The organism is Chryseomicrobium aureum, assembly GCF_016909155.1.
GTDB classification, from domain to species: domain Bacteria; phylum Bacillota; class Bacilli; order Bacillales_A; family Planococcaceae; genus Chryseomicrobium; species Chryseomicrobium aureum.
Genome location: NZ_JAFBFG010000013.1, coordinates 1 through 21,068 on the forward strand (window position 1 = coordinate 1; position 21,068 = coordinate 21,068).

At 43.4% G+C, this 21,068-nt stretch carries 21 protein-coding genes; 15 read left to right on the forward strand and 6 right to left on the reverse strand.

The window, feature by feature from the left end; genetic code table 11:
* Positions 1-123: 123 nt before the first annotated feature.
* Entirely contained in the window at positions 124-1,863 is a 1,740-nt protein-coding gene (locus tag JOD03_RS09430; protein ID WP_204590590.1) for an ABC transporter ATP-binding protein, read from the reverse strand.
* A 185-nt stretch (positions 1,864-2,048) separates the two neighbouring features.
* Between JOD03_RS09430 and JOD03_RS09435 the strand changes: the two genes are divergently transcribed.
* The 8 genes from JOD03_RS09435 (at position 2,049) to zupT (ending at position 8,254) form a co-directional block, all read left to right on the forward strand.
* Positions 2,049-3,002: an ABC transporter permease gene (locus JOD03_RS09435; protein ID WP_420837249.1), complete on the forward strand. Its 954-nt coding sequence runs from the start codon at positions 2,049-2,051 to the stop codon at positions 3,000-3,002.
* On the forward strand, positions 2,995-3,945 hold the full coding sequence (locus JOD03_RS09440) for an iron chelate uptake ABC transporter family permease subunit (RefSeq protein ID WP_204590591.1): 951 nt from the start codon (positions 2,995-2,997) through the stop codon (positions 3,943-3,945). Before JOD03_RS09435 ends, JOD03_RS09440 begins: the two co-directional genes overlap by 8 nt.
* Positions 3,942-4,706: an iron ABC transporter ATP-binding protein gene (locus tag JOD03_RS09445; RefSeq protein WP_204590592.1), complete on the forward strand. Its 765-nt coding sequence runs from the start codon at positions 3,942-3,944 to the stop codon at positions 4,704-4,706. Before JOD03_RS09440 ends, JOD03_RS09445 begins: the two co-directional genes overlap by 4 nt.
* A gap of 14 nt (positions 4,707-4,720) precedes the next feature.
* Positions 4,721-5,686, forward strand: a complete 966-nt coding sequence (locus JOD03_RS09450; RefSeq protein WP_204590593.1) for a siderophore ABC transporter substrate-binding protein — start codon at positions 4,721-4,723, stop codon at positions 5,684-5,686.
* 2 nt (positions 5,687-5,688) lie between these two features.
* Positions 5,689-5,997 carry an antibiotic biosynthesis monooxygenase family protein gene (locus tag JOD03_RS09455; protein WP_204590594.1) on the forward strand — a complete coding sequence of 103 codons (309 nt, stop codon included), beginning with the start codon at positions 5,689-5,691 and terminating at the stop codon, positions 5,995-5,997.
* 97 nt (positions 5,998-6,094) lie between these two features.
* A complete protein-coding gene (locus JOD03_RS09460; RefSeq protein ID WP_204590595.1) occupies positions 6,095-6,706 on the forward strand; it encodes a phosphatase PAP2 family protein in 612 nt (203 codons plus the stop codon).
* A 1-nt stretch (position 6,707) separates the two neighbouring features.
* Positions 6,708-7,361, forward strand: coding sequence for a uracil-DNA glycosylase (locus JOD03_RS09465; RefSeq protein ID WP_204590596.1), 654 nt, complete (start codon positions 6,708-6,710; stop codon positions 7,359-7,361).
* Positions 7,362-7,441: 80 nt separating this feature from the next.
* The gene (gene zupT, locus JOD03_RS09470; protein WP_204590597.1) at positions 7,442-8,254 is read left to right on the forward strand and encodes a zinc transporter ZupT; all 813 of its coding nucleotides are present in this window, start codon (positions 7,442-7,444) and stop codon (positions 8,252-8,254) included.
* A 383-nt stretch (positions 8,255-8,637) separates the two neighbouring features.
* On the opposite strand, the gene thrB is transcribed toward zupT, so the two are convergent.
* Entirely contained in the window at positions 8,638-9,537 is a 900-nt protein-coding gene (gene thrB, locus JOD03_RS09475) for a homoserine kinase (RefSeq protein WP_204590598.1), read from the reverse strand.
* Positions 9,534-10,595, reverse strand: coding sequence for a threonine synthase (thrC, locus tag JOD03_RS09480; protein ID WP_204590599.1), 1,062 nt, complete (start codon positions 10,593-10,595; stop codon positions 9,534-9,536). Before thrC ends, thrB begins: the two co-directional genes overlap by 4 nt.
* Positions 10,596-10,758: 163 nt before the next feature.
* On the opposite strand from thrC, the gene JOD03_RS09485 reads away from it, so the two are divergent.
* The 3 genes from JOD03_RS09485 to JOD03_RS09495 all read left to right on the forward strand — a co-directional run bounded on the left by JOD03_RS09485 (position 10,759) and on the right by JOD03_RS09495 (position 13,948).
* Positions 10,759-11,976 (forward strand): MFS transporter, encoded by a 1,218-nt coding sequence (locus tag JOD03_RS09485; protein WP_204590600.1) that lies wholly within the window; start codon positions 10,759-10,761, stop codon positions 11,974-11,976.
* 85 nt (positions 11,977-12,061) lie between these two features.
* Positions 12,062-13,333: an acetyl-CoA hydrolase/transferase family protein gene (locus JOD03_RS09490; RefSeq protein ID WP_204590601.1), complete on the forward strand. Its 1,272-nt coding sequence runs from the start codon at positions 12,062-12,064 to the stop codon at positions 13,331-13,333.
* On the forward strand, positions 13,334-13,948 hold the full coding sequence (locus JOD03_RS09495; protein ID WP_204590602.1) for a DNA-3-methyladenine glycosylase: 615 nt from the start codon (positions 13,334-13,336) through the stop codon (positions 13,946-13,948).
* A 192-nt stretch (positions 13,949-14,140) separates the two neighbouring features.
* On the opposite strand, the gene JOD03_RS09500 is transcribed toward JOD03_RS09495, so the two are convergent.
* A complete protein-coding gene (locus tag JOD03_RS09500) occupies positions 14,141-14,938 on the reverse strand; it encodes a GNAT family N-acetyltransferase (RefSeq protein ID WP_204590603.1) in 798 nt (265 codons plus the stop codon).
* Between the two features lie 141 nt (positions 14,939-15,079).
* Here JOD03_RS09500 and JOD03_RS09505 point away from each other — a divergent pair, with 141 nt between their 5' ends.
* The 4 genes from JOD03_RS09505 (at position 15,080) to JOD03_RS09520 (ending at position 19,734) form a co-directional block, all read left to right on the forward strand.
* On the forward strand, positions 15,080-16,006 hold the full coding sequence (locus tag JOD03_RS09505) for a manganese-dependent inorganic pyrophosphatase (RefSeq protein ID WP_204590604.1): 927 nt from the start codon (positions 15,080-15,082) through the stop codon (positions 16,004-16,006).
* Positions 16,007-16,062: 56 nt separating this feature from the next.
* On the forward strand, positions 16,063-16,767 hold the full coding sequence (locus JOD03_RS09510; RefSeq protein ID WP_204590605.1) for a DsbA family oxidoreductase: 705 nt from the start codon (positions 16,063-16,065) through the stop codon (positions 16,765-16,767).
* 96 nt (positions 16,768-16,863) lie between these two features.
* Positions 16,864-18,270, forward strand: a complete 1,407-nt coding sequence (locus JOD03_RS09515; protein WP_204590606.1) for an alanine/glycine:cation symporter family protein — start codon at positions 16,864-16,866, stop codon at positions 18,268-18,270.
* A gap of 84 nt (positions 18,271-18,354) precedes the next feature.
* Positions 18,355-19,734 (forward strand): Glu/Leu/Phe/Val family dehydrogenase, encoded by a 1,380-nt coding sequence (locus tag JOD03_RS09520; RefSeq protein ID WP_204590607.1) that lies wholly within the window; start codon positions 18,355-18,357, stop codon positions 19,732-19,734.
* A gap of 14 nt (positions 19,735-19,748) precedes the next feature.
* On the opposite strand, the gene JOD03_RS09525 is transcribed toward JOD03_RS09520, so the two are convergent.
* Both JOD03_RS09525 and JOD03_RS09530 read right to left on the reverse strand, forming a co-directional pair.
* Positions 19,749-20,000 (reverse strand): hypothetical protein, encoded by a 252-nt coding sequence (locus JOD03_RS09525; RefSeq protein ID WP_204590608.1) that lies wholly within the window; start codon positions 19,998-20,000, stop codon positions 19,749-19,751.
* A 378-nt stretch (positions 20,001-20,378) separates the two neighbouring features.
* Positions 20,379-20,903: a YceI family protein gene (locus JOD03_RS09530; protein ID WP_204590609.1), complete on the reverse strand. Its 525-nt coding sequence runs from the start codon at positions 20,901-20,903 to the stop codon at positions 20,379-20,381.
* Positions 20,904-21,068: the final 165 nt, after the last annotated feature.

Here is a 21,068-nt window from a genome sequence, read left to right on the forward strand (position 1 = left end):
CCGCATATTTGAAATTACCCATAAAAAATGGTCATCACTCAATCGCGATGACCATTTTTTATATTATCGGCCGAGTTTTGTCCCAGCCTCTTTTTGCTGTGCTATATCGCACGCTTTTGTAGACTATTCTTTCGTAATCCCTAACTTACTTTCACGGAACTGACTATTATGAAGCGTCGCAAATACGCCACCTTGGGCGACTAACTCATCATACGTGCCTTGCTCCTCGATGCCATTCTCAGTTACGACGACAACGCGATCAGCGTCACGAATTGTTGCGAGACGGTGTGCAATAATGAGCGTCGTCCGGTTTTCTGCAAGCTCTGTTAAAGCAGCTTGGATAATCTGCTCTGTGGCTGTATCAAGTGCAGAAGTCGCTTCATCCAAGATCAAAATTGGTGGGTTTTTCAAGAACATCCGCGCAATCGCAAGACGTTGTTTTTGTCCACCTGATAACTTCAATCCTCGCTCACCAATCTGTGTTTCATAACCATCTGGTAAACCTGCAACAAACTCTTCCAAATGGGCTTTTTTCGCCGCTTCCATAACCTCTTCATCACTTGCAGCTAAATTTCCATAGGCAATGTTTTCACGGATTGTTCCAGTAAACAAGAATACATCTTGTTGCACAATGCCAATCTGATGGCGAAGCGATTCGGTCGTCATATCTTGAATTGGAATTCCGTCAATTGAGATTTCTCCTTCATTCACATCATAAAAACGTGGAATCAGGGAACAAATCGTCGTTTTTCCAGCTCCTGATGGGCCTACAAAAGCAACGGTTTGTCCAGCAGGAATCGATAAGTTGATGGACTCTAAAACTTTTTTATGAGAATCATAGCCGAACGATACATCGTTGAACTGGATATCCCCTTTTAACAGAGGAGCGGGTTTTGCGTGCGGCAGGTTTTGAACTTCTGGATCTTGATCAATCAATTCAGTGAAACGTTTAAATCCAGCCATCCCTTTTGGATACAGTTCAAGAAGCGCTGTGATTTTATCTACAGGCTTAATTAAAACGTTGACAAACAATACAAAACTGACGAATTCCCCGTACGTTATCTGGTCCGATAGCGTGAACCAAGCACCTACAACTAATACAACCAAAGTAACCAAGCGTGTCATCATGAAGATACTTGAGTGCGTTTGGGCCATAACTTTGTAAGCACGAAGTTTTGCTAGTCGGAACTGGTTGTTGTCTTGCTGAAAACGGTCCATCTCGAATTGTTCATTTGTAAACGATTGGACAACACGAACACCAGAGACGCTGTCTTCAACGCGCGCATTCACGTCTGCGATTTTTCCGTACATGCGCTTCCATGCTTTGTTCATCTGAATATTTCCGTATGTAGCAACAATCGATAAGAAGGGAACCATGACGATTGCAATGACAGCAAGTTCTGGATTGATATTGAACATCAAGAAGAACGCTCCTATCAATGTCATGACTGCAATAAAAATGTCTTCTGGGCCGTGGTGAGCAAGCTCCCCGATATCAAACAGGTCATTTGTGATGCGACTCATGATATGGCCCGTCTTTGTGTTATCAAAGAAACGAAACGATTGTTTTTGCACATGATTGAACAACTCACGGCGCATATCAGTTTCGATGTTGATCCCTAATTTATGGCCTAAATAGTTTACGATATATTGCAAAAATGTACTCAGCATATAGACGAGTAGTAACAGAATTCCAGTCTGGACAATTACGTCCCAATTGCCACTTGGAAGCAGGTCATCGATAAAATACTGCACCGCTACAGGAAAAGCGAGTTCAAGGATTGCCACGATAATTGCACTGGAAAAATCGATGATAAATAGACGGCGATGGGGCCGGTAATAACTGAAAAATTTACGTAGCATGGGAGTCTCCTTTCAAGGTCTACTATTTAGTATAGCGAAACAACTTGAAATGTCGATAAAAAATTAAATGAGAATGATTTTCATTTTTATCTTGACTTCTTGATTTACTTTAATGCTATACTAGTGACGTATCATTGATAATGATTATCAAAAGGTGCAAATGAGAATGAAGATGGAGAAGTCGCATGTTGAAATTACGTTACATGGTACTCCTGACCTTTGGATTAGCGATTCTTTCGCTGTTCATTGGCGTGAGTAGAATCACCCCAGTCGATTTACTGGATATTCAATCCGAAGAGACACAAATCTTCTTGATCAGTCGAGTTCCGCGACTCGTTGCCATCTTACTAGCAGGTGCTGGGATGAGTATTGCGGGATTGATTATGCAGCAGTTGAGTCGCAATAAATTTGTATCACCCACCACAGCAGGGACGCTCGATGCTACGCGCCTAGGAATTCTTGTATCGATGCTGTTGTTTGCGAACGCTTCAATGGTTGAGAAAATGCTGGTCGCATTTCTATTTGCGCTAGCAGGTACATTTTTATTTATGCAAATCCTCGACCGAATCAAGTTCAAAGACGCGATTTTCATTCCACTCATCGGGATGATGTTCGGCAATATCCTATCGTCTGTCACGACTTTTTTTGCCTATCGGGCAGATGTCATTCAAAATATGTCGGCATGGCTTCAGGGAGATTTCTCTCTCATGATGAAAGGGAGATATGAACTTTTATACATAAGCATTCCTGTCCTCATCCTCGCGTATTTGTATGCCAATAAGTTCACGGTTGCCGGGATGGGGGAGGACTTCTCCAAAAACTTAGGCTTGTCTTATAAACGAGTAGTGAACCTAGGACTTGTCCTTGTTGCACTGATTACAGCAACTGTGGTTTTAACGGTCGGGATGATTCCGTTCTTAGGACTTATTATTCCGAATATCGTCTCCCTGTTTAACGGAGATCATTTGCGGAAGACTTTACCTCTTACAGCTTTACTAGGTGCGAGTTTTCTGTTGTTCGCAGATATTTTAGGACGCGTCATCATTTATCCCTATGAGATTTCGATCAGTTTAATGGTCGGTGTACTAGGAAGCGGTATCTTCCTCTATCTGCTATGGAGGGGGAGAAAATATGCGTAATCAAACGAAACTACTGGTTATGGCTACTTTGAGTGTTCTGTTTATAGGACTCTATCTACTCTACGATTTAAACGGAAGCTTTGAGTATGCGCTTCCAAGGCGTGCAATCAAAGTGCTAGCAATGCTTATTACAGGTGCATCAATTGCTTACGCAACAGTCGTTTTCCAGACCATCACCCACAACAAGATTTTGACACCAAGCATTATGGGTTTGGACTCGCTTTATCAGTTGCTACAGACCGTATTAATTTTCATGCTTGGTAGCACCCATATTGCACTCGTCAACAAACAAGTAAACTTTTTCTTGTCGACAGCTGTAATGATTGTTTTCGCGTTACTGCTCTATCAAGTTTTATTCAAAAAAGGCAATCAACCGATTTACTTTTTACTTTTAGTCGGAATCGTGATCGGTACATTTTTCTCGAGCATTTCTACATTTATGCAAGTGCTCATCGACCCCAATGAATTTTTACGCATCCAAGACCGTATGTTTGCGAGTTTTAACAATGTGGGAACTGATCTCGTCTGGGTCGCACTGATTCTAACAGGCATTCTAATTCTTTGGAGTGCACGTTCCCACAATTACCTCGATGTCGTGAGTTTAGGGCGAGATACGGCAGTCAACCTTGGTGTACCGTACGATAAAATCGTTCGCAAGATGTTAATCGTGTCCGCCGTGTTGATCGCTATTTCAACAGCCCTTGTTGGTCCAATCACATTTTTTGGCCTGATTGTAGCAAATCTCTCGTATCAGTTTATGAAGTCGTATAAACATAACGTAATCATAACGTCTGCTATTTTGATGAGTTTTGTCGCACTTATAGGCGGTCAGTTTATAGTGGAAAGGGTATTTGGCTTCTCTACAACGCTAAGTGTCATCATCAACTTTCTTGGTGGTATTTACTTTATTTATTTACTTCTAAAGGAGAGTCGATCGAAATGATCCAAGTAAAAGGCCTGACGAAATTTTACGGCAAAAAACATGTGGTCAAAGAAGTATCGACCACCATTCAAAAAGGAAAAATCACGTCCTTCATTGGGCCAAATGGGGCGGGAAAATCCACTCTACTTTCGATGGTGAGTAAATTGATTGATGCCGATTCTGGGGAAGTGGTTGTTGATGCAACGTCAGCGCGAAAAATGAAATCCAATGATTTTGCGAAGAAAGTTTCAATCTTGAAGCAATCCAATTATATGAATGTGAGATTGACGGTCCGTGAACTAGTTGGATTCGGCCGATTTCCTTACTCGAAAGGTCGATTGACGCAAGAGGATGAACAATTTGTTGATCAGGCAATTTCCTACATGGGATTAGAAGACTTGCAGCAAGACTATTTAGACGAACTTTCAGGTGGGCAACGGCAACGTGCATTCATCGCCATGGTCATCGCACAAGATACAGAATATGTCTTACTTGATGAGCCATTGAACAACTTAGATATGAAACATTCGGTTCAAATAATGAAAATACTACGTCAATTGGTAGATGATTTAGGCAAGACGGTCGTAATCGTATTGCATGATATTAACTTCGCCTCTGTCTACTCAGATTACATCGTTGCAATGAAAGAAGGAGCAGTGGTTCGAGAAGGCAAAACCGAGGACATTATCGAATCTGCCGCGTTAAAAGAGATTTATGATATGGACATTCCGATTCAGCAAATGAACAACTGCCGGATCTGTGTGTATTTCAATTCAAACTAAAGGAGAGAACAATCATGAAAAAATGGATACTAGCATTACTTGCAGTACTTTTACTTAGTGTTTTAGCAGCTTGTGGAGAAACGGAAGATGGAGCAAACGAAGCAGAGGCAACAGAAACGTCTGCCACAACTGAAGAAACAGGAAACTTCCCCATGACAATTACACATGAATTAGGTGAAACGATTTTAGAGAAACAACCTGAGAATGTTGTTGTATTTGACTTTGGTGTTTTAGATGCACTAGATACACTTGGAGTGAAAGTTGCAGGAGTTCCGCAAGCAGGCATTCCTCCTTATTTAGAACAGTACGCTGGCGATGAGTATACGAATGTGGGGTCATTAAAAGAGCCAGACTTTGAAACGATTCATGCTATGCAACCGGATCTAATCATTATTTCAGGGCGTCAAGCAGAGTTGTATCCGGAATTCACGGAAATTGCTCCAACTGTATATATGGGATTAGATACGACGGAATACATGACTTCATTTGAAACGAACATGACTCTATTAGGTGAGATGTTCGGAAAAGAGCAAGAGATGGCAGCAGAACTAGAAGCGGTAAAAGCGGAAATTGATACAATTGTGTCTGAAGTAGAAGCGGTGGAAGGAAAAGCTTTGTTTGTCTTAATTAATGAAGGAAAAGTGAGCGCATATGGACCTGGGTCGCGTTTTGGAATCGTCCATGACGTCTTTGGGTACGAGGCGGCAGATGAAAATTTAGAAGTTTCCACACATGGCCAAGGGGTGTCGTATGAGTATATCGCAGAAACAAACCCAGACATCTTATTTGTTTTAGATCGTAGCCAAGCAATCGCTTCAGGAGATGCAGGCAATGCTGACTTTGAAAATGAGCTTGTACAGAAAACGAATGCGTATCAAAATGGCAACATCATCTATGTAGACCCATCGGCTTGGTATTTGGCAGGCGGCGGCTTAGAGTCTATGCGTACGATGATTGCTGACATGAAGAAGGGGATGTAAAAATGTTCTATCAAGTGCGTCAATTGACTGTTAAAGAAGGCACAAGTTCAGAAGTAGTTGAGCGTTTCACGAAACGTGGGAAAATTGAGGACATGCCAGGTTTTCTAGCTAAAGATGTATTAGTCAAAAAGGTTCGGCGTGGCGATGAAGAAGTCATGATTTTAATCAAATGGGAAAGTGAAGAGGCTTGGAAAAATTGGGAGAAGAGCCCTGAACATATTGCTGGCCATAAAGCCAAACTAAAAGAAGGGAATCCGAAACCAGACTATTTACTTGAAAGTCAACACGGACTCTATTATAAACAAAACTAATCAAGTCCCCTATGCTCAGCCTGAGCATAGGGGCTTTTGCGTTTAATGAGACTACATGAGAGGGTATGATAATAGAAAAGAATAAGGGGGATTTACAATGAAGCAATGGAAATACATACTCGCTCTACCTGCCTTGATTCTATTCTTTGTTTTGCTTTACTTTTATATAGAAAAAGACCAATTATGGACAGATCAATTCTTTCAGACGAACTTTGAAGGAAATAGGCTTATCGGAATCTTTAGTGTCGTTGCAGACCCACCCGTCGTATTGATCGTTTCAATTGTACTGGTGGTCTATTTATGGTTTTTCAAGCAAAATTTTCGAGGCATGATGTTTGTCCTTCTAGCTGTTGGTGGTGGAAGCGTGATGAATCGACTGCTCAAAACCTTGATAGAGCGAGAACGACCGGAGCTTGAAGGGCAACTTTTGTCTTTTAGTTTTCCATCCGGTCATTCAATGATTGGGTTGATTTATTTATTTACGATTGCGTACTTCCTGACTGAATATATGTATGACCGCAAAAAACAAACAATCATTTGGTCAGCAGCTACCCTTCTTACGATTCTTATAGGTTTATCTCGTGTAGCGAACATCCATCATTTTGGATCAGATGTTGTTGCGGGGTGGGCATTCGGTTATTTTTGGTTTGCAGTTGTCATGTGGTGGTACGAACGGAGAGAACGTCAATTCAAAAAACGGAGGCACTAAGATGCATTTTCAAATTCCAGAGTCATTAGTGGAACTCGCGAAGAAGCGTATAGAAGGTTTCCCTGTAGAAGGATTTGTTAGAGGGGGTGGACCCGAATCGCCAACACTTCTCTTAATAGGAGAAGCTCCTGGTGAATACGAAGCAATCGAAGGGAAACCGTTTGTGGGACGTGCGGGGAAAGAGCTTGATAAGTCTCTTGAACAAATTGGATTGTCTAGAGAAGATGTCTATATGACGAGCCCCGTAAGGAGCCGACCTTATAAATGGAGAGAAAAGAAACTGCCGACTGGTGAACATATTCAAAAAAAGTACAATCGTCCTCCTACTAAGCTTGAGATTCTCGCACATGCCCCTGTTCTAGATTATGAAATCCTACAGCTGGACCCTCGTCTTATCGTTACACTAGGCAATGTAGGTTTACAACGATTACTCGGACCTTCCTATAAAGTGAATGACTGGAAAGGGCAACTGATTCATCATCCAGTGCGGCGTTTACACTCATTAGAATCAAATGAGTTTGAATGGACACAAGAGAGTTACACAATCATGCCGACCTACCATCCTGCCGCTGTTTTCTACAACCCAAAAATTCGTCCGGAATTGGAACGTGTATGGAATCATATTGATCAGTATTTGAGAAATAGTGGCGATTAAATTTCGTGCGTTAAAAAAAGTTGCACAAAGGAAACATTTCGCATATACTAGAAAAAACTAGATAGAGTAGGATGATTTTTATGGATGGGAATGTTCTCTTTGCACTTGGTTTAACAGTTTTGGCCGGTCTAGCAACCGGGATAGGAAGTTTAATCGCATTATTTACTTCACGAACGAACAAAAAGTTTTTATCAATGGCATTAGGATTTTCAGCAGGCGTTATGATTTTTGTAGCACTTGTCGAAATTTTCTTCAAAGCAAAAGACGCGCTAGTGGCGGAGCTTGGGGCTACAAATGGTTACTGGATGACACTTGTCGGATTTTTCGGTGGGATGCTATTTATCGGGTTGATTGACCGTTTGCTACCTTCATTAGGAAACCCGCACGAAGTAAAATCTGTTGAGGCGATGGATAATGGGCCAACTGCAGCAGAACATGCGCGCCTTATGAAAATGGGGATGTTCACTGCACTGGCTATTGGGATTCACAATTTCCCAGAGGGTATTGCTACATTTATGTCGGCACTTGCTGACCCGAATCTCGGAATTGCAATTGCGATTGCGGTCGCGATTCACAATATACCGGAAGGGATTGCTGTAGCTGTCCCGATTTATTATGCAACAGGGAGTCGCCGACGTGCGTTCAAGCTGTCATTTTTATCAGGTCTTGCCGAGCCAGTGGGTGCGGTCGTCGCATTCTTGATTTTAATGCCATTTTTATCGGACTTAATGTTCGGAATTGTCTTCGCTGGGGTGGCGGGAATCATGGTATTTATTTCACTTGATCAGCTATTACCTGCTGCGAAAGAGTTTGATGAGACACATTCGTCGATTTACGGAGTTGTTGCGGGGATGATGGTTATGGCGGCTAGTTTGGTGTTGTTTTCTGTGTAGGTTTTAGATGTGAAGCCGACTGGTCAGAAATTGTGCGAGAAGACAGCGTGGAGCTTGAAGCGCTTTTTGCTTCATGGGCCGCGATGGCTTTTTGCGGGATTTCTAGGAGGCGTAACTCGATTCAATTCGAAGTCGAAACCTTATAAAGACGTTGAGTTCCACTGCAAGGGCTGATTGCGATCAGCCCTTTTTCTAATGGGTTTGTTTGTACCCTGAAACTGCTTTTAAGTGCCCTGACTATGCCTTTTTGTGACTCGAGCGAGTGTTTCTGTGCCCTCGAAACTCATTTATGTGCCCTGAGTCATGTTATGGAAACTAAACACCCGGCACCTACAGACAAAACAATAGCACAAAATAAAAACCAGCATGTTCTCAAGAGCTACTCAGGAGAACATGCTGATTTTTTGTGTCACAAGCTCTGCACCACGCAAAGCAGTGGATACCTTATGAAGTGTGAAATGCGGAAACTTCTTCTGAATAGACGTGACATCGAACGATGGAGGAATCACTGAAATCAAAGTCGGACCTGCTCCACTAATCGCGGTTCCATAAGCGCCTAAGCCATTCACAATGGATTTATACTCCTGAGAAGAAGGAATCAGCGACATACGGTAGGGTTCATGGAACTGATCGCTCCCCATCATTTTTCCAACCAATTCCGCATTACCTGTTGCAAGTCCAGCGACTAACATATTGGCAGCCGCACTGCTAGCGACGGCTTGTTCACGCGTGTAGCTTGTTGGTAACACTTGTCGCGCTTTCTCTGTTTTTAGTTCTGTAGGCGGAATCGCTACTAGCCACTGGAAAGAAGGTAGTTCAAAACGTGAATATAGTACTTGGTCAGAAGATTGATAACTCACGATACACCCTCCGTAAAGAGCTGCGGCGACATTATCTGGATGTCCTTCGCACGAAGAAGCAAACTCCAAAAGCGCGTCCTTTTCCAATGCCAATTCGGCAAAGTGATTGGCTAGTAAGCAAGCAGCTACTATAGCGGCTGCACTACTTCCAAGCCCTCGTGCAAGAGGGATTTCACTAGTGACATACAGGCGAAGTGGTCGGAGTACTTTTCCGTGAAGTCGCGCAAGTTCTTTTGCTGTCTGCATAATTAGATGAGTCTGCACATCCTCGACCGCTGGAAGGTGAGGACCTTCATGATGGATTTCCCAAGATTCATGAAGAGATGCTTCAACAGTTAAATAGAAAGGTAAAGCAACTCCAACAGAATCAAAACCCGGTCCTACATTCGCCGTGCTTGCCGGGATTTTGAGCACTACTGTCATGGGGATAACACCTTCTCCAGATAGTGTTGAAGAGCTGGTGCTGTCGAATCGAGTTGACGGGGACGAATCACTTTGCAGTCCATCGCTGTTTGTGGATCTTTTAAACCGTTCCCAGTCAACACAGCGACGACTGTAGTCCCTGGGGCAATTTGTCCTTGTTGAACTGCTCGAATCACACCAGCAACAGAAGCGCTCGAAGCGGGTTCACCAAAAACGCCTTCTCTAGATGCAAGGAGCTGATAGGCAGCGAGTAGTTCATCATCAGTTACTGATTCGATGGCTCCGCCAGATTGGTCGCGTGCATCGACAGCGGTTTGCCACGAAGCCGGATTTCCAATGCGAATGGCCGTAGCCACTGTTTCTGGAAATTCGATTGGATACCCTTTGACAATGGCAGCGGCGCCTTCTGCTTCAAATCCAAAGATTTTGGGAAGACCTGAGTTATGGCGCTCGTTATATTCCAAGAATCCTTTCCAGTACGCTGTGATATTCCCGGCATTACCGACTGGAATGGCAAGGACGTCTGGTGCTTTACCTAGAGCATCGACAATTTCAAAGCTCGCTGTTTTTTGTCCTTCGATGCGATAAGGGTTTACCGAGTTCACGAGCGTTACAGGAGATGTCTCACTGATGGCACGTACCATCTCAAGTGCACGGTCAAAATTTCCTTCAATTTGAATGACTTCCGCACCGTACATGTACGCCTGTGCAAGCTTTCCAGCAGCCACTTTACCTTCAGGGATGACGATGATTGCTTTCATACCAGCGCGTGCTGCATAAGCTGCAGCTGCAGCAGATGTATTACCCGTAGATGCACAGATGACGGCTGTACTTCCTTGTTCTTTGGCTTTTGCGACAGCCATAACCATGCCACGGTCTTTGAATGAGCCGGTCGGGTTTGCTCCTTCAAGCTTCAAATGAAGATCAATACCAAGCTCTTTTGATAAGTTCTCTGCATGTAGTAAAGGTGTGTTTCCTTCAAGTAGCGTGAGAAGTGGAGTGTCCTCTGTAATAGGTAAATACTCTTTATACTGTTGCAATAATCCGGACCAAGCCATTTCTCATTCCGCCTTTCTGTTCTTTTGATAAAAACAAATGTCTTTTCATAAAGGACATTTTACAGCACAATCACTTGAAATTCAACCTGATTTTTTTCGTTGTATTTCCCGCAATTTAGGCGTATACTCAAATGCGACATGTGTAAAGACAGGAGTTAGGAAAATGAAATCAACAACAAAAAAGCCTCTTTCTCGAAATAAATTGCTCGCTATCGCTGGATTAGGGTGGATGTTTGATGCGATGGACGTCGGAATTTTGTCCTTTATCATTGCGGCTCTTGCTATCGAATGGAGTTTGTCTCCAGAACAGATGGGGTGGATCGGCAGTGTCAACTCGATTGGAATGGCGGTTGGAGCAGTATTCTTTGGTTTGATTGCGGATAAGATCGGTCGCAAAAATGTATTCATGATTACGCTTCTCATGTTCAGTCTTGCGTCTGGAGCTTCCGCTTTAGCTGGAGGGCTTGCGATATTTATGATTTTACGATTCTTTGTAGGAATGGGGTTAGGTGGAGAGCTACCTGTAGCTTCGACTTTAGTATCTGAATCTGTCCCTGCTGAAGAACGCGGAAAAGTAGTCGTGCTTCTTGAGAGCTTCTGGGCAGTAGGCTGGATTCTTGCCGCATTGATTGCGTACTTCGTGATTCCAGACTACGGATGGCGCTGGGCACTCGCACTCACTGCATTACCGGCATTTTACGCCATTTACTTGCGCTTAAAACTACCAGACTCACCACGCTACGAGAAAGTAGAAAATGTGAAACGGACAGTCGTTCAGAATATCAAAGAATTATGGACACCGACTTATAGAAGACGGACCCTCATGTTATGGATTTTATGGTTCACAGTTGTCTTTTCCTATTACGGCATGTTCTTATGGTTGCCATCAGTTATGGTCATCAAAGGATTTAGCTTGATTAAGACATTTGAATATGTACTCATCATGACGCTCGCTCAGTTACCTGGTTACTTCTCGGCAGCTTGGTTGATTGAACGTGTGGGACGTAAATTTGTATTGATCACGTATTTACTCGGGGCTGCAGCAAGTGCAGCAGTATTTGGATCTGCAGAGACACTTACGATGCTCATGATTTCAGGAATGCTTCTGTCATTCTTTAACCTAGGGGCTTGGGGAGCATTGTACGCTTATTCTCCGGAACAATACCCAACTGTCATTCGGGCAACAGGTGCTGGTATGGCCGCTGGAGTTGGCCGGATCGGCGGAATTCTTGGTCCGCTCCTAGTCGGAACGATGGTAGCAGCAAGTTACAGCATCGGCATTATCTTTGGGATTTTCTGTGCAGCCATCGTCGTCGGTGTTCTTGCCGTCGCTTTCCTTGGGACAGAAACGAAACAACAAGAGCTTCAAGATACACTCTAGCCATCGCACTCGCGGTGGCTTCTTTTTTTTCACTCCCATTTCGTTTACACTGAATCTATACACTTACACTGAAGGACGTGGATTTATGACGAAAGAATTGACAGCAGAACAAGTAATTGGACTGATTCCTGCTCAAGCCGATATCGTGTTCCCACTTACAAATGGAGAACCAAATAAACTACTAGATTACCTGGAGGCGCATCAAGACCGTCTGTCAGAAGTTCGGATCCATCAATTGCTACCGCTTCGGAACCGTTCGTATATGGCAAATGAGAGTGCAGACCACTTGAAGCATATCAGCTACTTTTTAAGTGGAGCGAATCGCAAAGAGTTCCACCAAGGGACTGCTGATTTGATGCCGAACAACTTCCACGAAGTGACGAAAATCCTTCGTAAGGTCAGCCGCACTATGATGGTCATGGCCGTGGTATCGCCAATGGACGAGTACGGCTACTTCTCGCTTGGGACGCAAGCCGATATCGTCAGTGAGTTCATTGGAAAAGTGCCATTTATTGTGGAAGTAAATGAGCATATGCCACGAACGTTTGGACAGAACCAAATTCATATCAGCCAAATAGAAGGGTACGTCGTCAATCATCAACCGTTAGTTGCGGACGAACCTGCGCCAGTGTCTGACATGGACATGAAGATTGCATCATACGTAGCAGAGCGTATTCAAGATGGCGATACGTTGCAAATTGGGATAGGCGGAATACCGAACGCGGTCGTCAGTCAGTTGAAGACACATCGTCACTTAGGGATTCACACAGAAATGTTCGTAGACGGCATCATCGATCTAGTTGAGGCTGGTGCAGTGGATGGAACGCGGAAGTTCACGAACCAAGGAAAGATGATAGCGACATTTGCACACGGGTCTCAACGCTTGTATGATTTCCTGAACGGCAACCCAGCGTTACAGTTCTTACCAGTCAGTACGGTAAATGATCCGCGTGAAATCGGAAAAGAAGAGAATATGATTTCCATCAATGCGACGACAGAAGTCGATTTATTTGGCCAGTGCGCAAGTGAAACGGTAGCAGGGCGTTACTATTCCTCTACAGGGGGTCAAGCAGATTTTGCGCGAGGCGTACGTTTTTCGAAGAACGGTAAAGGATTTATCACTATGTCCTCAACAATCAAGAACGGAGAAATGTCGCGTATTAAAGTAGCACTCTCTCCGGGATCTGTCGTGACAACGAATAAAAACGATGTGGACCACATTGTGACAGAGTATGGTGTTGCCGAGATGTTTGGACGTCCATTATCAGAGCGTGCTGAACAACTGATTGCGATTGCGCATCCGGACTTCCGTGAAGAATTACGGTTCGAAGCGAAAAAGCTTGGGTTGATTTTGTAAATGCGCATTGTTCCGAAAGAGTTTTACGAACTACCGACACTAGAGCTCGCTAAGGCACTGATTGGAAAGCTTCTTGTACATGATACACCGGAAGGAAGACTTTCTGGTTACATCGTCGAGACAGAGGCCTACATGGGACCGCTCGATCAAGCTGCTCATAGTTTTGGGGGCAGGAAGACAAAGCGCACAGAAGTCATGTTCCGTGAGCCCGGACACATCTACACATATCAGATGCATACGCATACTCTGATCAATGTGGTGGCAGAAGACGTCGATGAGCCGCATGCAATTTTGATTCGCGCTGTTGAACCAGTAGAAGGACAAACGGTAATGCAGGCGAACCGAAATCAACTTCCTAAAAAGCAGTGGACGAATGGGCCTGGGAAGTTGACGAAAGCACTCGGTATTACGATGGCGCATTACGGAGAGCTCTGGTATGAACCTCCTCTCTATATTGCGGAAGGAAAAGAAGTAAGTGGAATTTCTACCGGTCCCCGTATCGGAATCGACAATAGCGGGGAAGCTGTTCACTATCCGTACCGCTTTTGGGAGACCGATAATCCATTTGTCTCGAAATACAGAGCACCAAAAACGCCAAAATATGATTGGGTTTGAATCAATGATGTAACAGACATGATGAGTGGGTAGGGGTGACTCCAGCGGGATTAAAAGCGGAAGCTGAGACCTTGGCTCAGCCCGCGCCCGCGGAACGCTTCCCCTACACACCTAGCGAAAATAAAAAAAGGGGGTCTCTCATTTATACGAGAAACTCCCTTGTCTTTGTTAAAGACGTATGATTTTTGCGTGTCAATCAATCATTTTCCCCATGTAAAACTCATCTACATAATGCCCGTGAATGCGTAGTGCATTTTTACGTGTTCCTTCAAGTTCAAACCCGAGTTTGTTGTAAAGTTTTTGTGCAATGACATTTTCTTTGATCACTGTCAGCTCGAGCTTTTCGATCCCGACGCCTTTTGCCCAGTTCTCTCCGTGGTACATCAAGGTAGAGGCAATGCCTTTATTAGAGAATTGCTGTTTTACCCCAATCACAATAGAAGCGCGATGGGACGCGCGAGGAGAAGGGCCTCCGATTACAACAAGGTAACCGGCATATTCCCCGTTCATAATGGCAAGAAATAGATTGGAGTTGCGGGATTCTTTCCACTCCTCTAGGCGTTTGCGTATTCCCTGGACCGATTGTTTCTGCTCCGACTTCCCGTATAGCATGAAGTCTGTCTCGGAGTAAATAGTTTCCTGCAATTGAATAAACGCGCGCGCATCTTCCGTCTCTGCTTCACGAACAATTAAGATGTCCTGCTTTTCACGTTCTTTTGAAGTATCATGTTCATGTATAGAATTTTGGAATACAACATATTGATTCAACTCAATTTCACTGACCCCATAGCCATTCCCTGTCCAGGCAAGAAAATGTTGCGCTGGCGGCTTCGTTTTCTTCCACCAACTCCTGCTCAAGTAGGCAGCATTGGGGAGGGGTTGACCGAGAATTGCTTCCATTTGATCGAATGTCAATTTCACAGTCTTTTGGTCAGTCTTTTTAAAAAAGTCATGCAGTGGTAGGTACTTTGCTTCAGTTGTCCGTGCCATGGTATCCCCCTTGATTTCACACTTCAAAATAAGTAACAGTATACCATGAAATTTCAAAGGAAACGCTGCATATCCCACATGTCGATTTGGGAAAAAATATGCTAAACTGAAGAAGCACAAAATTTGAAGGAGGCATTTTTCATGTCGAACACATTTGTATTTGGTCATAAAAATCCCGATACTGATACAATCACGTCAGCTATCGTCTACGCATACTTGAAAAATCAAATCGGTCACAGTGCTGAAGCAGTCCGTTTAGGAGACGTTGCAGGGGAGACTGCATACGCTTTAGGTTTCTTTGGAGTAGAAGCACCACGCCTTGTAACATCCGTTGAAAAAGGTCAACCAGTTATCTTAGTTGACCACAACGAATTCCAGCAGAGCGCAGATGGAATCGAAGAGGCACACATTTTAGAAGTAATCGACCACCACCGCATCGCAAATTTTGAAACAGCAGATCCGGTTTACTATCGTGCAGAGCCAGTAGGATGTACAGCGACGATTCTGTTGAAGCTTTTCAAAGAGCATGGAGTGGAAGTGCCGAAGGAAATCGCAGGTCTTATGCTTTCTGCTATCATCTCGGATTCTTTACTATTCAAATCTCCAACATGCACAGAGCAAGATGTAAAAGCAGCGCGTGAGCTCGAGCAGTTGGCGGGTGTGAGTGCGGAAGAGTACGGATTAGATATGTTGAAGGCTGGAGCAGATGTATCATCGAAAACAATCGAGGATTTGTTGACGCTAGATGCGAAAGAGTTCGGCATGGGCGATTACAAAGTTGAAATCGCGCAAGTCAATGTTGTGGATCCACAAGACGTATTGGGTCGTCAATCAGAGATTGAAGCAGCGATTCATGAACGCATCTCTGAAAAGGAATTGGATCTTTATTTCTTCGTTGTAACTGATATCTTGAACAACGATTCAGTGGCACTAGCTCTAGGCAAAATGGCAAACAAAGCAGAAGACGCATTCAATGTTGTATTTACAAACCATACAGCAGTTTTAAAAGGCGTCGTTTCACGTAAAAAACAAGTGGTTCCTGCTTTGACAGAAGCACTTTCAAACTAAGCTCAATTCGTTGATTTTTTCATGAGGACAAACTATGCTGACAGAGAGGTGATTGTATGGAAATCGCAATCTGGTCAGACTACGTTTGTCCTTTTTGTTATATTGGAAAACGACGTATGGAACGCGCATTACAAGAAACAGGATTTGCACAGCAAGCAACGATTCAACTGAAAAGTTATCAGTTGGATGCGAGTACGCCGGAAGTGGTGACAGAATCCGTCTATGAATCACTTGCCCGCAAATATGGGACATCCATTGAGCAGGCAAAAGCGATGTCTGCAAATGTTGTTGAGCAAGCGAAGACTGAAAATCTGCATTACAACATGGAAGATGCAAAGCCTGCCAACACAGCACGTGCGCATCGTCTCGTAAAATGGGCAGATACGCAAGGCAAAGGAAATGAACTGGGTGAAGAATTGCTGAACGCCTATTTCATTGAAGCAAAAAACATCAATGATGTAGACGTTCTGGCAGACTTAGCAGTAGCCACTGGACTTGACCGTGAAGGCGCTTTAGAAGTTTTAGAGAGCAACAAGTTCTTCCCGGAAGTTCAAATTGATCAAACGGAAGCATCTCAAATTGGAGTCCGTGGAGTACCCTTTTTTGTTCTCAACAATAAATACGCAATCTCTGGTGCACAACCTATCGAAGTTTTCAAAGAGGCGCTACAAAAAGTCGCTGAAGAAGAAGGGATAAAACCCACTCTTCAAACCATTGGTGGACAAGGTGCTACATGTGATGGAGACGTATGTGACGTATAAGCCAAAAACCTGTGATTTCACAGGTTTTTTTGTTTGCCATCTGAGACTTTCGGGGTATATAGATAAGGAAATTTAGATATGTGAGGAGGGAAGCTTATGGAATGGTTAAATTCTTTTGTGGACTGGGCAAATAATTATTTATGGACGTACATATTAATTGCCCTTTTGATTGGTGCCGGTCTTTATTTTTCTATCCGTACTAAATTTGTTCAGTTCCACATGTTCGGCGAAATGTTCCGTGTCATCACGGAAAAGAAAGAAACAGATACAGGTGTGTCAGCATTCCAAGCTTTTACAATCAGTACCGCATCACGCGTGGGGACAGGGAACATTACCGGGGTTGCCCTCGCAATCGGTATCGGTGGCCCTGGTGCAGTATTTTGGATGTGGCTCATCGCAATTATCGGGATGGCCACTGCATTCGTGGAAAGTACACTTGCGCAAGTATACAAAGTGCGTGACGGGGATGAGTTTCGTGGCGGCCCAGCGTACTACATGGAAAAAGCGTTAGGACAGCGAAAGCTTGCAGTAATCTTTAGTGTTCTATTGACTCTGAGCTTTGGTTTTATTTTTAACTCGGTGCAGTCCAACACAATCGCAGTGTCTGTAAGTGATGTGTTTAACGTACCAACATGGGCGATTGGCTTAACATTAGTGGTTTTAACAGCCATAATTATTTTCGGTGGAGTTCATCGCATCGTCAAAGTTACACAAGTCATCGTTCCAGTGATGGCCCTGTTGTATATTGCAATTGCACTATTTGTGGTAGTCACGAATCTATCTGAAATTCCTGCATTTTTCGCACTCATCTTTAGTCATGCATTTGGTCTACAAGAAGCGGTAGGAGGCGGTGTTGGTGCAGCCATCATGCAGGGTGTTCGACGAGGCTTGTTCTCGAATGAGGCAGGTATGGGGTCTGTTCCAAATGCAGCAGCAACAGCGAACGTATCTCACCCAGCGAAGCAAGGACTCGTGCAAAGCTTAGGGGTATTCTTTGATACCATCATCATCTGTACAGCTACAGCCTTTATCATTTTATTATCAGACTTCTATAAAACAGCTACAGACGACGGAATCATTTTGACGCAAAATTCATTGGCAGATCACGTGGGGAGTTGGGCTCCGTATTTCGTTGCGATTGCGATTATCTTCTTCGCCTTCAGTTCAATCATGGGGAACTATTACTACGGGGAAACAAACATTGAATTAATCAATGCTCATCGCGGATGGCTGCAAGGGTATCGTGTACTAGTACTAGCTATGGTCATGTTCGGTGCTCTTGCAAAAGTCCAGCTCGTCTGGAATATGGCAGATCTATTTATGGGGATGATGGCAGTTATTAATATCGTGGTCATTATCTTATTAGGAAAATTAGCAGGGCAAGTACTTGAAGATTACATCGGGCAACGAAAGCGTGGAGTGGATCCACAATTCTATGCGAAAAATATCGGTGGTTTAACCAATACAGAGTGTTGGGAAGAGGATGCACCGGAAACAAAATAACTAGTTCTTACCCTTCCGTTTTATCCTACAAACGGAGGGGTATACTTTTTTTAGTAAGATAATTAATTTTAGGAGGTGATTCGGATGAGTGAAGTCTCCCATCCGATTGTAAAAGAAACATTAAAAGCACTACTTGAGCGTAAGGAATTCCTTCCTGTGTGCCAAGGCGAAAGTCGTGATAAAGCCTTCAAATCTATGGAAGCCATTCTTTCGACACCGAATCAGATCCATAAAGCGTATATTCGTATGCCGCTAGCAAACGGAGAAATCGTGCGAATTCCAGCATTTCGTATTCAACACAACAATGCATTAGGGCCGTATAAAGGTGGAATTCGTTTTCATGAATCGGTAAACGAACACGAAGTAGAAAACCTTTCATTTTTAATGACGCTAAAGAACGCCCTACATAACGTTCCCTACGGTGGGGGAAAAGGTGGAATCATAATCGATCCACGGTCACTTTCTGAAAAGGAACTCCATACATTGTGCGTCAAATATGTTCGGAACTTTAACGACATTATCGGTCCGGACAAAGATATTCCGGCCCCGGACGTAGGTTCTGGAGAGCGTGAAATGGACTGGATGATGGCAGAGTATAAGAAAATCAATCATGGACAGCCTTATTTGGGCAGTTTTACTGGAAAGAGTGTCATTAACGGAGGTTCCCTAGGCCGAAGAGAAGCGACAGGCAAAGGGGTCTATTTCACGATGCGCTACCTTCTTCATGATTATGTGGAGAAGAACCGTACGAATTTAGAGAAGTCTGAAAATCGCTTTGCTAAAACAACGCTTGATCATTTTGGACGCCCGTTAAGTGTTGCAGTTCAAGGATTTGGAAATGTGGGTTCTGTGACCGCATTAGAAGCCTATCGTGATCAAAAACTTCAGAACAAAGTCATTGCGGTTTCCGACCGAAACGTCACACTCGTGAATCGCGATGGTTTAAACATTCCAGCGCTTGTTGAATTCACGATGAAGAATAAAGGAGACTTACCGGTTTCTGAGGACCAATTAAAAGAGATTAATGTAGAAGCAACGATTGAATCGCGTGAAGCCATTTTAACTATGGAAATGGACGTATTGATTTTAGCAGCGCTTGAAGACCAGATTCATCAAGACAACTGGAGCGACATCAAAGCTAAAATTATTGTAGAAGGTGCGAATGCTCCAGTGACACAAGAAGCAGATGAGCAGCTTGCCAAAAATGGTGTTATCATTATCCCAGATATTCTAGCTAACGCTGGAGGAGTTATTGTCTCATACTTAGAGTGGCTTCAAGGCCGTGAAACACAATTTTACACGGAGGAAGAAGTATTCAAAAGATTGTATGAAAAAATGGGCGAGACGATGGAAACAATACTTCCTCAATATTACGCGGACCCATATGCGCTGCGTCAGAATGCATTCATTCATGCAGTCGGAAGGTTATCTGAAGTCCTGTATAAGCAAGGGAAATTATATTAAAAAAAGGAGAGGGCCTAAGCCTTCTCCTTTTCTAGTTCTTTCAGAATTGGGTCTTTTGTATAGGTCAGAGCTTCTCGCTTATGTTCAAGCTCAAGACGCAGTTTTTCTGTTTCTAAAATAAAGTTTTCATTGCGTAACTTCTCAAGTTCCAATTCTTCTTTCAAATGCCCGAGTTTCAACTCTTCTAATTTTCGTTTGTTTTTCATCCAACTGTCAATTAAGCCAGCCCCAACACCAATCGCCACAATCGCTACAATCCACCACATTTAACATACCACCTTTGTCCGTTTCTTTTCTTTTACGTCTTGGTGGCAGGAAAGTTTCATTTGATTGATGCGAATTAGTTTCCATAATATCAGCAATTGCCAAAAGTGAGAAAAGAAGTGGTGAAACTCTCGTCACAATTAGCGAATCTCTTACAATAGACATCGAATCGCCCGACACAATTGCCAAACGCTCATATAAAAACGCCACCCTAGGAAAGTATCTTCCCTAGAATGGCGTTCTCCACATCTAAAACGAAATCGAGTTGCGCCTCCTAGAAATCCCGCAAGATGCCATCGCGGCCCATGAAGCAAAAAGCGCTTCACGGTCCACGCTGTCATCTCACACAATTTCTGAACAGTCGGCTCCACATCTAAAACTTAAGCCGGGTTTAACTCTAATTCGATGTCAATCTTGATATCTTCGCCTACAAGAACTCCACCAGTTTCAAGAGTTTGGTTCCAAGTTAAGCCGAAGTCTTTACGGTTGATTTTTGAGCTTGCTGAGAACGCAACCACTTCTTGACCCCATGGGTTCGTTCCTTTTCCTTCGTACTCCACATCAAACGTAACTGGTTTCGTTACATCTTTAATCGTAAGATCGCCTGTCACTTTGTACTCATCATCGCCTTTAGACTGAATGTCTGTCGCTTTGAACGTAATAGATGGGTAGTTTTCAACATCGAAGAAATCAGCTGAACGTAAGTGATTGTCACGATCTGTGTTATTTGTATTAATAGAGGCTACATCGATTGTAAAGTCGATTGTTGCACCAGTAAGATCTTGTTCATTTCCCTCTAGATTTGCAGAGAATTCATTGAAGTTCCCGCGTACTTTTGAAACCATCATGTGTTTCACTGAGAATCCAATGCTAGAGTGAGCTGTGTCGAGGTTAAAGTTTGTCATGAAAAAATCTCTCCTTTGTTTTTCGAATTATCTAAAAGTATACGGATAATTTATTTCGAAATCAAGATATATGATTAAAAAAATAAATTACTGGTTACTTTATGTAACTTACTATAAAATAATACTAAGTAGACGTCAAGAGATATCATCGTGATTTTTTGAGTT

Excerpts from the sequence above, each read along its gene's own strand:
- JOD03_RS09485 (WP_204590600.1), top strand. The coding sequence starts at position 10,759 with ATGAAATCAACAACAAAAAAGCCTCTTTCTCGAAATAAATTGCTCGCT.
- JOD03_RS09435 (WP_420837249.1), top strand. The coding sequence starts at position 2,049 with ATGTTGAAATTACGTTACATGGTACTCCTGACCTTTGGATTAGCGATT.
- JOD03_RS09515 (WP_204590606.1), top strand. The coding sequence starts at position 16,864 with ATGGAATGGTTAAATTCTTTTGTGGACTGGGCAAATAATTATTTATGG.
- thrC (WP_204590599.1), bottom strand. The coding sequence starts at position 10,595 with ATGGCTTGGTCCGGATTATTGCAACAGTATAAAGAGTATTTACCTATT.
- JOD03_RS09495 (WP_204590602.1), top strand. The coding sequence starts at position 13,334 with ATGCGCATTGTTCCGAAAGAGTTTTACGAACTACCGACACTAGAGCTC.
- JOD03_RS09490 (WP_204590601.1), top strand. The coding sequence starts at position 12,062 with ATGACGAAAGAATTGACAGCAGAACAAGTAATTGGACTGATTCCTGCT.
- JOD03_RS09510 (WP_204590605.1), top strand. The coding sequence starts at position 16,063 with ATGGAAATCGCAATCTGGTCAGACTACGTTTGTCCTTTTTGTTATATT.
- JOD03_RS09430 (WP_204590590.1), bottom strand. The coding sequence starts at position 1,863 with ATGCTACGTAAATTTTTCAGTTATTACCGGCCCCATCGCCGTCTATTT.
- zupT (WP_204590597.1), top strand. The coding sequence starts at position 7,442 with ATGGATGGGAATGTTCTCTTTGCACTTGGTTTAACAGTTTTGGCCGGT.
- JOD03_RS09440 (WP_204590591.1), top strand. The coding sequence starts at position 2,995 with ATGCGTAATCAAACGAAACTACTGGTTATGGCTACTTTGAGTGTTCTG.
- JOD03_RS09445 (WP_204590592.1), top strand. The coding sequence starts at position 3,942 with ATGATCCAAGTAAAAGGCCTGACGAAATTTTACGGCAAAAAACATGTG.
- JOD03_RS09455 (WP_204590594.1), top strand. The coding sequence starts at position 5,689 with ATGTTCTATCAAGTGCGTCAATTGACTGTTAAAGAAGGCACAAGTTCA.
- JOD03_RS09505 (WP_204590604.1), top strand. The coding sequence starts at position 15,080 with ATGTCGAACACATTTGTATTTGGTCATAAAAATCCCGATACTGATACA.
- JOD03_RS09450 (WP_204590593.1), top strand. The coding sequence starts at position 4,721 with ATGAAAAAATGGATACTAGCATTACTTGCAGTACTTTTACTTAGTGTT.
- JOD03_RS09465 (WP_204590596.1), top strand. The coding sequence starts at position 6,708 with ATGCATTTTCAAATTCCAGAGTCATTAGTGGAACTCGCGAAGAAGCGT.
- JOD03_RS09530 (WP_204590609.1), bottom strand. The coding sequence starts at position 20,903 with ATGACAAACTTTAACCTCGACACAGCTCACTCTAGCATTGGATTCTCA.
- JOD03_RS09500 (WP_204590603.1), bottom strand. The coding sequence starts at position 14,938 with ATGGCACGGACAACTGAAGCAAAGTACCTACCACTGCATGACTTTTTT.
- thrB (WP_204590598.1), bottom strand. The coding sequence starts at position 9,537 with ATGACAGTAGTGCTCAAAATCCCGGCAAGCACGGCGAATGTAGGACCG.
- JOD03_RS09520 (WP_204590607.1), top strand. The coding sequence starts at position 18,355 with ATGAGTGAAGTCTCCCATCCGATTGTAAAAGAAACATTAAAAGCACTA.
- JOD03_RS09460 (WP_204590595.1), top strand. The coding sequence starts at position 6,095 with ATGAAGCAATGGAAATACATACTCGCTCTACCTGCCTTGATTCTATTC.
- JOD03_RS09525 (WP_204590608.1), bottom strand. The coding sequence starts at position 20,000 with ATGTGGTGGATTGTAGCGATTGTGGCGATTGGTGTTGGGGCTGGCTTA.